We start from the raw sequence: 9,284 nt of genomic DNA, 5'->3' as shown, positions 1-9,284 counted from the left end.
CTGCCCATCCTACGCACGTCTGCGACCACATCACTTTGGACCGCACTCTCCACTTAACAGTGGGAAAACATCGGTCAGTGTCACGGCCTTGATCATTAATCCGGCCAGATCCAAGCCGGCATCGTCGCGGCCGGGGGCCGCTCCTACCGGAGGAGCGGCCCCCGGTCGCGACGGGCTGTCGCAACGACGGGTGGCCGGAATTATGATCAAGGCCGTGCCACGCGGTCGAGACAATCGCCTCGCGAATACGCTCTGCTCGGCCGCATCGATCGCGATCTCCAGCGACTGGGCCTTTTCAAGGATCCGCAGCCGGATGTAGTCGGGTTGGCGTCATTCCACAGGCCCAGTTGTTTCAACCACAGGTCATCGAGGCTGCGGCTCATCGGGGCCGCCGCGGATCGACAGTCCGGTTTGCCCCGACATTGATCGGGTGCGATCGGGCGGGGGGAGCGGCGCACATCTCAGTGCTTGGAGAACAGATCGCGCAGTCCGCACAGCAGCAGACTGGGATCGAAGGTCGGATCGGGCAGCACCTCGTCGTTGAGCACCGCACGCAGGGCGCGGGCGGCGTCCCGCTCACCGGTCAGCAGGACCTGGACGCCGCGCTTGTCCATGCGGCGGCGGAAACCCTCGCCGGCGCTGGCGGCGACGATCACCGCAACCTCGTCCAGGGGGTGCGGACCCTCGCCCTCCCAATCGTGGAAGACCTGGGCTTTCGAGAGGCGGATGCGTTCCGGCTCCCCTGAGGCGGCGTCACTGTCATAGAGCAGCCAGTCCCGCGCCTGACCGGCATGGCCGGAGACCTGGGTGTAATCGTTGGTGGCGATGGCGATCTTCATGGTTCATCAGCCTCCGGCAGCGGTAGCACAGGGTCGCACCAAAGCATGAATGGTAGCAGGGAACGGGGCGCGGGCTTGATGATCCTGAACGTTGGCAGCCGTACGGCGAGAGCGGAGCCCAACAGCGTGCCCTACAAGCCCCGCATCCATGGCGCCCGCAATGCCGCGGCCTCCGGCCGGTCGATCGCCGCCCGCACCTGCGCCAGCAGACGCGCCTTATCGGCGCCGAGCGTCCCCTTCAGCACCAACCAGTTGGAGGCGTGATCGGAGCGAAACAGGGTCCGCCGCAGGTCAAGCGCGGACAGGAAACGCTCCATTTCGCGAAACAGTCCGGATTGCGACAGGGGTTGCCAGTCGGGCCAGGTCGCGCGAAAGCGGGCGCCGTCGTCATGCAGGGTGAGCACCAGGGTGGACAGGTACTCGGGCGCCGTGGCATTGATCAGGCGCGCGGAGTTGTCCGCGTGTTGCGCGCTCAGCGATTCGCCGCCCAAGCCATTGATGATCATCACCGAGCGGCGAATGCCGGCCTGGCCCAGCTTATCGAGTGCAGCGCGGGTCGATTCGACGCTTTCACCCTTGCTCACCCGTGCCAGTACGGTCGCGTCGCCCGACTCGGCGCCAAGGTACGCGAGCTTCAGACCCGCATCGCACAGATCCTTGAGTTCGCTGACCGATTTCTTGTTCAGATTGCGTGCCAGGCAATAGCTGGAAACGCGACGCACGGACGGCAAGTGGGTGCGGATCGCCTCCAGATAGGCCAGCAAGCGGCGCGTCGGCAACACCAGCGCATCGCCATCGGCCAGGAACACGCGCCGCACCGACTCCCCCTCGTCCGCGCCGGTGCGGCGGATGCTCTCCAGTACCTCGGCCTCATCCCGGGCACGGAATCGCTTCTGCGGCGCCCGGTACATCTCGCAGAAACTGCATTGATTCCACGAACAGCCGTCGGTAACCGGCAGAATCAGCGACTCGGCCTCGCTCGGCGGGCGATAGACCGGTTCGACGTAGCGGATGGGCGGATCATGATCCAATCGTCGGCACTCCAATCAAGCTCAGCCGCGAACCGCGGGGGGCGGCGCCGGAATCAGCCAGCCGGCGATCAGGATCAGCAGCACACCGGCAAGCGAGATCCAGTACCAGCCGGATAGCGCGGTCGGGCCGTACTCGTACACCATGCCGGCGCTGACCAGCAGCCGGCCCTGGTTCAACAGGATGCCGCTGATGCCGAGTGGAGGTTGCTGTTCCGCACGGTCGGCGAGCTGCGGGCTGCCCTCCGGGGTGAGTTGCGCGCCCTCCTCGGTGACCGCCAGCGAGGAGAGCCCGTCGTCACTGCCGATCCACAGACGCGCGCGTCCAGGCGACGCGTCGTCCACGAGCAACAGCGACAGCACCCGTTTGCCGTCGAGCGCGGGATGTAGCGACCGCCAGGGTTGGCCCGGCTGTGACTGCCAGAAGGCTCCCCGGTCGGTTCCAGTCAGCAGCAGACCGCCGCGGGTCGTGGCGAAGCTGAAGACCTTGGCCCCGTCCGGCAGCCCCTGGTTGTTCGGCTGCCAGGCGGCTCCGGGGGCAGCCGCCGACCCGGACAGGACGCCGGCATCGATGGTCCCGGCATGCAGCCACTGCCCATCACCGCGCCGCTGGCTGACCAGGCTGTAGATCATGGCCGTCGGCCCCGGTGTCTGCCAGGCGCCGTCGATCAGCAGGCGCACCCCGGTCGCGGTCCCTGCCAACAGCCCCTGATCGGTCTGCAACAGACTGCTGACCCGGCCTGCGAGCGGCGCCGCACCGGCGGGTGCGAAGGCCAAACCGGCGGCGGTTCCTACCGGTGTGCGTCCCGGATCGCCGACCATGGCCAACACCGGTTGATCGCCCAGATCCAGGCGCTCCCGCGTCCATCGCTCGTCGCGCAAACGCCAGACCTCACCGGCCTGGGTGCCGGCCAGGATGTCGCCGCCGGCGGTGGCGATGAAGGCCGTCACATGTCCGGCCCCGGGCGGCGTATTGAGCGTCAGATGGAGGCCGCCAGGCAACAAGGGTCCGGCCACCGCGAGGATCAGGCCGAGGATGGTGAAGACGATTCCGAGCGTTTTGCGTTGGTTCATGGGGGCGATGCCAATTGAAAGTGCTTTGCGCAGCGGCATTCCACCGGAAGGTGAGGGAACACCAGCGTCATTCCGGCAGGAGGTCTGAGTGAGGTTGCCGGGAATGATACCTTGCGGTCAGGCGATTGCCGGAAAATACTGCACCAAATCGCGAAGGATTGCCGTCAAGGACCATCGACACAGAATCGGCGAAGCCGCGGACTGCCGCGGGCGGTCTCTTCGCCCGACGGCAGGGGCGCTTGGGCGCTGGTGAGCCAGGCGGCGATGTCATTCCTCACCCGTTCTCCCTGCAAGTCGCGGGTCAGCAGGTGCCAGCCCCCGGCATAGAGCACCAACCGCAGGTCCGGGGCTGGCGCGGGCAGTGCGTCGAGCATGGCGCAGAAGGCCGAACGGGGGATGATCCGATCGTGCTCACCGTAAAGCACCAGTGCCGGCAGCCGCAATCGCGGAGCGGCGGCACGGGCGCGGTCCATCAGGTTGGTGACGCCCCACAGGGCCTCGATCCGGGTCGCCTTGATGACCAGCGGGTCGGCGGCATAGGCACGCAGCATCGGCCGGTTGTCGCTGGGCGGACGGCCGAGTCCCTTGCCGGTCAGCGTCAGCCAGGGAAGGGTGTTGGCCGCGAGCGCAAGGGCTGCCCGCTGCACCGGGTGCATGGTGTCACGGGACCAGACCGCGGGGGCGATCAGGACGCGACCCGCCGCCGGGACACGGTCGGCGGCGGCCATGATCACCGCGCCGCCCATGCTCTCTCCCAGCAGGGTGAGCGGCAACTGGGGATGGTGCTGCTGCAGCACGGCAGCGAGTGCGCGGAGATCCGCGATCAAACGGTCCTCGCCCGCCCACCGACCGCGTCCCGCGGTGGTGCCGAAGCCGCGTTGGTCATAGGCGTAGACGAGAAAGCCGCGAGCGGCGAGCGCGGGGCCGAGTTGGGCGAAGGCTCCGGCGTGGTCGTTGAAGCCATGCAGCGCCAGAACCAGGCCCCGGGCTCCGCGAGCCTCCCCCCAGCGGCGCAGCGGCAGCCGATAACCGTCGTCCATCAAGGCCGCTGTCGTGACCAGCCGCACCGGCAGGTTCACTGACCGGGGGCTGGCCGGCAGTGCTGCGGCGCAGCCGGTCAGCAGGGCGAGCACGGCGAGGGCCGCCGACACGGCTGCGAGCCCTCGCATCGCGGCCTGGGCCGCGAGGCCTCCGGAAATCCCATCCTCCGCCCTGCGGTCCGGCAATTGATCGGCATACGGCTGTGTCAATGGGAGAAACCTCTGGAAGGGCGCACATTGCGTCTGCTCGCCCAGCGCTTTTCGGCTGATCGAGCGCTCTGTCGCATTTTGCCGGTTCGGGCCGGCTAACGACCATGGGCGGAACATCAAGCCACCCCGGAAGATGAAAGTCCCCCGTGGGAGCGGCGTCCCGCCGCGATGCGGTGCCGCGGTGACCGCGAACGCTGCGGCTGCGCGGCCGGCCCCGTCGCGGCGGGACGCCGCTCCCACGGGGTCGCTGCGCGACTTTCACGGTAAAGCCTCGACCTCCAGGATGACCAAGGCCGGCTGCTGGAGCGGCGTCGTTCCGCTACAGCAGCGCGACCGCCTTGATCTGCATCCACACCGGCAGTCCGGGCGCCAGGCGCAGATGGTCCGCGGAGCGGTGAGTCAGACGGGCGAGCAGCGTGGACTGACCCGCCTGCAGTTGGACCAAGGCCAGCGCGGGGTGGGCGTCCTCGCCCAGGGAGAGGATCCGCGCTGGCAGGGTGTTGAGGATGCTGGTGCCCTCCACCGGCGCCAGCACGATGCTCACGTCGCGCGCGAGGATGCGCACGCGCACCGGGTGATCGGTCGGCACACCCGTGTCGCGCACCCAGAGGTCGACACCGCCGCAGTCCACTTTGAGCAGGTGCCAGCGGGTGTCGCGCTCGGTGATGCGGCCTTCCAGCACCACCCCGGCATCTTCGCCCAACCGGATCGGCAGGTCGAGGCGGGCCAGGGTGGCGGCCAGCGGTCCGCTTGCGAGCACCCGCCCGCCGTCCATGATCACCAGATGATCGGCCAGGCGTGCGACCTCGTCTGGGGCGTGGCTGACATAGAGTACCGGGATCGCCAGTTCGTCATGCAGCCGTTCAAGATAGGGCAGGATCTCCTGTTTGCGCGCCAGGTCCAGTGCGGCCAGCGGTTCGTCCATCAGCAGAATCCGCGGGCTGACGGCCAGCGCACGGGCGATGGCCACGCGTTGGCGCTCGCCGCCGGAGAGACGGTCGGGTTTGCGGTCCAGCAGCGGGCGGATTCCCAACAGGTCGATCGCCTGATCCAGGCTCACCCGCTGTTCGGCCGGGATATCCGCCGGGGCGCGCTTTTGGCCGTACCGCAAGTTCCCGATCACGGTGAGATGCGGGAACAGGCTGGCCTCCTGAAAGACATAGCCGAGTGAGCGCCGGTGGGTCGGTACCCAGGTGGAGTCGTCCTGCCAGACCTTGCCCTGGAAGACGAGACGGCCTTTGGGCGCCCGCACCAGGCCGGCGATGCAGCGCAGCAGGGTGGTCTTGCCGGAGCCCGAATGACCGAACAGGGCCGTGACCCCGCGTCCGGGCAGTTGCTCATCCACTGCCAGACTGAAGCCGGGCCAGTCGATGTTGAAACGGATTTCGATCGGTTCCATGGGATCTCAGGTGTTCTTGGGACTTGGACGCCAGAGATAGAGCACCAACAGGACCAGGAAGGAAAAGATCAGCATGACCGCGGCCAGGCGATGGGCATCCGAATATTCCATCGCCTCGACATGGTCATAAATCTGGACCGAGGCGACCCGCGTCACGCCGGGGATGTTGCCGCCGATCATCAGCACCACGCCGAACTCACCCACCGTATGGGCGAAGGTCAGGATGCCCGCGGTCAGGAAGCCGGGCGCGGCGAGCGGCAGGGCCACGGTGAAAAAGGCGTTCAGCGGCGACGCCCGCAGGGTCGCCGCGACCTCCAGCGGGCGGTCGCCGACCGCCTCGAAGGCGTTCTGCACCGGCTGCACCATGAAGGGCAGTGAATAAAAGACCGAGGCGACCACCAAGCCCCAGAAGGTGAAGGGCAGCAGACCGATCCCCAAGGCCTGGGTGAGCTGTCCCACCGGGCCATTCGGCCCCATGGTGACCAGCAGATAGAAACCGAGCACCGAGGGCGGCAGCACCAACGGCAATGCCACCACCGCCCCCACTGGACCCTTCCAGTGAGAGCGGGTGCGTGCCAGCCACCAGGCAATCGGGGTGCCGACCAGGAACAGAATGACCGTGACGATGCCGGCCAGGCGCAGGGTCAGCCAGATGGATTGCAGGTCGTTATCAGTCAGCAGCATCGGTTTTTCTTCTCAACTGGTGTGCCGGACGGCTTTATCGGCGTCGAACGTGATAACGGACGGTGGGGCGGGTTTCAAACCCGCCCCTACTGAGGTCAGATCTCATAGCCGAAGGCACGGATGATGGCCCGGGCCTGCTCGCCTTTCAGGTACGCCAGCAGTGCGATGACCGCCGGCTTGTCCTTGCCCTTTTCAAGCATCACCGCGTCCTGGCGGATGGGTGTATAGAACTCGCCGGGGACGACCCAGGCCGACCCCTTGGTGATTTTGCCATTCTCCATCACTTGAGACAGGGCGACGAAGCCCAGTTCAGCGTTACCGGTCCCGACGAACTGGAAGGTCTGGGCGATGTTCTCCCCGGTGACGAACTTGGGCTCGACCTTCTCCAGCAGATCGAGTTTAGTCAGCGTCTGAACCGCGGCGGCACCATAGGGGGCCACTTTGGGGTTGGCGATCGCGAGCTTGCGGAAGTCACCTTTGCCGAGCACGTCACCCTTCGCGTCCACGAAGCCGGGCTTGGCCGACCACAAGACCAGGGTGCCGACGGCATAGGTGAACGCGGTCCCGGCGACCGCGGCGCCCTCTTCGAGCAGCTTGATCGGGGTTGCGTCGTCGGCGGAGAGCAGGGCCTCGAATGGTGCGCCGTTCTTGATCTGGGCATAGAACTTGCCCGTGGCACCATAGGCGGCCTGGACCTGATGCCCGGTGTCCTTTTTGAAGGCGGCGGCGATCGCTTTCATCGGCGCGGTGAAGTTGGCGGCCACGGCCACTTGGATCTCGTCGGCGCGCACCGTGTGGGCGGCGGCACAGAGTGCGACGGCGATCGACAGTGTGACGATAGACTTCATTGGACAACTCCTGGTGATCTGGGGATTGATGATCGCAGCGGGGCAGTGTCGCGGCGCAACGCCCTCGGTGTCGGACCTTGTTCCCGCATTGCGGAATATAGAGTACGATACAGCGCCTGGCGCTATTGGAAAAGAAGAAAGTAGGCCATGTCAAGGCGTCCGGTGATTGGGGTTGGTGTCAGCCGTGGCCAAGGCCGCGCGGGTCTCAAGCAGGTCGGCACCATCAGGTGCGAATATCCATCGAGCGAGAGTCGATATGAAAATCAGTGCACGCAATCAGTTTCAGGGGAAGATCGAGACGGTCAAGGCCGGCGCCGTCAACAGCGAGGTGGATCTGGTGCTCCCGGGCGGCCAGAAGATCGTCGCCATGGTGACCAACGAGAGCGTCAAGTCATTGGGCCTAATAGCCGGAAAGGATGCTGTTGCCCTGGTGAAGGCCTCGTCGGTGCTGGTGATGACCGACAGCTCCGGCCTGCGCTTGAGTGCGCGTAATTGTCTCGCCGGCACCGTCAAGTCGCTGACTGTCGGACCGGTGAACGCCGAGGTGACGATTGCCCTGGCGGGCGGCGCCGAGGTCCATGCCACCATCACCCACGGGGCGGTGACCGATCTGGGGTTGAAGGAGGGCGGCGCGGCGACCGCGGTGTTCAAGGCGCCCTCCGTGATTCTCGGCGTCCCGGCCTGACAGCGTTATATGCACCGATAAATAGCGCTGGCCAGCCGACAGAGACGGATTGCACCCTTCAGGTGCGGTCCCGACCTTCGCCGGATAGTCGCGAGGACAATGACGTTGATTGATTCGCAACCCCCGGTCCTTGGCGACCATGAACTGCATCAGGTGCTCGCCGAAGACGTTGCCTTCGGCGATCTGACGACCGAGTCGCTTGGCATCGCCGCCCGCCCCGGACGGATCCGCTTTTTCGCGCGCGACCCCATGGTGGTGTGTGGGGTCGAGGAGGCCGTGCGACTGTTCCAGTTGTGCGGCGCGCACGCCCAGGCGTGTGTCTCCTCCGGCAGCGAGGCGCCGCCCGAGACCCTGTTGCTGGAGGCGGACGGCTCGGCCGGCGCACTGCATCGGGGCTGGAAGGTCGCCCAAACCCTGATGGAATGGTGCTCCGGGATCGCCACCAGCGCGGCCGGAATCGTCGCCGCCGCACGGCGCGGTCACCCGGATGCCCAGGTCGCCGGAACCCGCAAGAGTGTCCCCGGTACCCGTCGGCTGTCGGTCAAGGCGTTTCGCAGCGGCGGCGCCGTGATGCATCGCACGGGGCTCTCTGAGACCCTGCTGGTGTTCGCCGAACATCGCCTGTTTCTGGGCCAGGAGTCACCGGCGCAGACCATCGCCCGTCTGCGCCGCCACTGTCCGGAAAAGCGCGTGGTCGTCGAGGTTGCGACCCCGGAGGAAGCTCTGGCCTGGGCCGCCGCCGACGTGCTGCAACTGGAGAAATTCGCGCCCGCGGCCGTGGCGGAGGTTGTCGCTGCACTCGCCGCGCTGGGCTCGCCGGCCGTGGTTGCCGCCGCCGGCGGCATCAATGCGCGTAATGCCGAGGACTATGCCCGCGCCGGCGCCCGCCTGCTGGTCACCACGGCCCCGCATCTGGCGCCGCCGCGGGATGTCCAGGTGCGATTTCTTCTGCGATAACGGCGGAGCTGCCGATGCCAAGACCCGTCTGGAATTTAGCCGGATCAATAATCCATCCTGAAAAACGCTGTTACCGCACCAGTCGCGCTAAGGCGATCTAACCTAAAATAACGATCTTAAAGCAATTTTTGTCAACTCCGACACGCGCATCCTAACCGCTCATCGCCCGGCGCAGCCAGAGTTCCAGAATCAACAGCGGCCACACCTGATAAACCGAGAAGCAGCCGGGTCGAGCCTGATGCTCCACCAGCCCGCGCAACGCCGCAACATCGAGCAGGCCGCCGAGTCGACCGGATGGCGCCAGCAGCAGGTCGCGCGCCAGGTCCAGCGTCGCCTCCTTCGACCAAGCGCTGGACGGCAGTCCGAACCCCATCTTGCGGCGATGCATCCATTCCGCCGGCAGGTAGCGGATCGCCAAATCCTTGAGGATGCGCTTGGTTTCGGCCGGTGGCCGCCACCAGGCGGACAGCGGCATTCCCTGTGCAAGTTGGGCCACGTCGCGATCCAGCAGGGGGCAGCG

10 protein-coding genes are annotated in these 9,284 nt (G+C 66.6%); 2 read left to right on the top strand and 8 right to left on the bottom strand.

What is annotated here, in order from left to right; all coding sequences use genetic code 11:
* Positions 1-461: 461 nt before the first annotated feature.
* The 7 genes from QZY03_RS09455 to modA all read right to left on the bottom strand — a co-directional run bounded on the left by QZY03_RS09455 (position 462) and on the right by modA (position 7,122).
* Positions 462-839 carry a hypothetical protein gene (locus QZY03_RS09455; RefSeq protein WP_295580353.1) on the bottom strand — a complete coding sequence of 126 codons (378 nt, stop codon included), beginning with the start codon at positions 837-839 and terminating at the stop codon, positions 462-464.
* A gap of 131 nt (positions 840-970) precedes the next feature.
* Positions 971-1,870 (bottom strand): radical SAM protein, encoded by a 900-nt coding sequence (locus QZY03_RS09450; protein ID WP_295580351.1) that lies wholly within the window; start codon positions 1,868-1,870, stop codon positions 971-973.
* Positions 1,871-1,891: 21 nt separating this feature from the next.
* Complete coding sequence (locus QZY03_RS09445) at positions 1,892-2,941, bottom strand: ABC transporter substrate-binding protein (protein WP_295580349.1); 1,050 nt, start codon at positions 2,939-2,941, stop codon at positions 1,892-1,894.
* 164 nt (positions 2,942-3,105) lie between these two features.
* The gene (locus tag QZY03_RS09440) at positions 3,106-4,110 is read right to left on the bottom strand and encodes an alpha/beta hydrolase (protein ID WP_295580347.1); all 1,005 of its coding nucleotides are present in this window, start codon (positions 4,108-4,110) and stop codon (positions 3,106-3,108) included.
* Positions 4,111-4,510: 400 nt separating this feature from the next.
* Positions 4,511-5,590 carry a molybdenum ABC transporter ATP-binding protein gene (modC, locus tag QZY03_RS09435; protein WP_295580345.1) on the bottom strand — a complete coding sequence of 360 codons (1,080 nt, stop codon included), beginning with the start codon at positions 5,588-5,590 and terminating at the stop codon, positions 4,511-4,513.
* 6 nt (positions 5,591-5,596) lie between these two features.
* Positions 5,597-6,274, bottom strand: coding sequence for a molybdate ABC transporter permease subunit (modB, locus tag QZY03_RS09430; protein WP_295580343.1), 678 nt, complete (start codon positions 6,272-6,274; stop codon positions 5,597-5,599).
* Between the two features lie 95 nt (positions 6,275-6,369).
* Positions 6,370-7,122, bottom strand: a complete 753-nt coding sequence (modA, locus tag QZY03_RS09425) for a molybdate ABC transporter substrate-binding protein (RefSeq protein WP_295580341.1) — start codon at positions 7,120-7,122, stop codon at positions 6,370-6,372.
* A 256-nt stretch (positions 7,123-7,378) separates the two neighbouring features.
* Here modA and QZY03_RS09420 point away from each other — a divergent pair, with 256 nt between their 5' ends.
* Positions 7,379-7,807 (top strand): molybdopterin-binding protein, encoded by a 429-nt coding sequence (locus QZY03_RS09420; protein WP_295580339.1) that lies wholly within the window; start codon positions 7,379-7,381, stop codon positions 7,805-7,807.
* A 105-nt stretch (positions 7,808-7,912) separates the two neighbouring features.
* Entirely contained in the window at positions 7,913-8,764 is an 852-nt protein-coding gene (gene modD, locus QZY03_RS09415; protein WP_295580337.1) for a ModD protein, read from the top strand.
* Positions 8,765-8,915: 151 nt separating this feature from the next.
* Here modD and QZY03_RS09410 read toward each other — a convergent pair.
* A partial coding sequence (locus QZY03_RS09410) for an asparagine synthase-related protein (protein ID WP_295580335.1) occupies positions 8,916-9,284 on the bottom strand: 369 nt, incomplete at its 5' end.

Origin of the sequence: uncultured Lamprocystis sp., from assembly GCF_903933125.1 — a bacterium.
Classification (GTDB): Bacteria; Pseudomonadota; Gammaproteobacteria; order Chromatiales; family Chromatiaceae; genus Thiodictyon.
The sequence above is the reverse complement of the archived record's forward strand: the minus strand, read 5'-3'. Positions and strand labels throughout refer to the sequence as shown.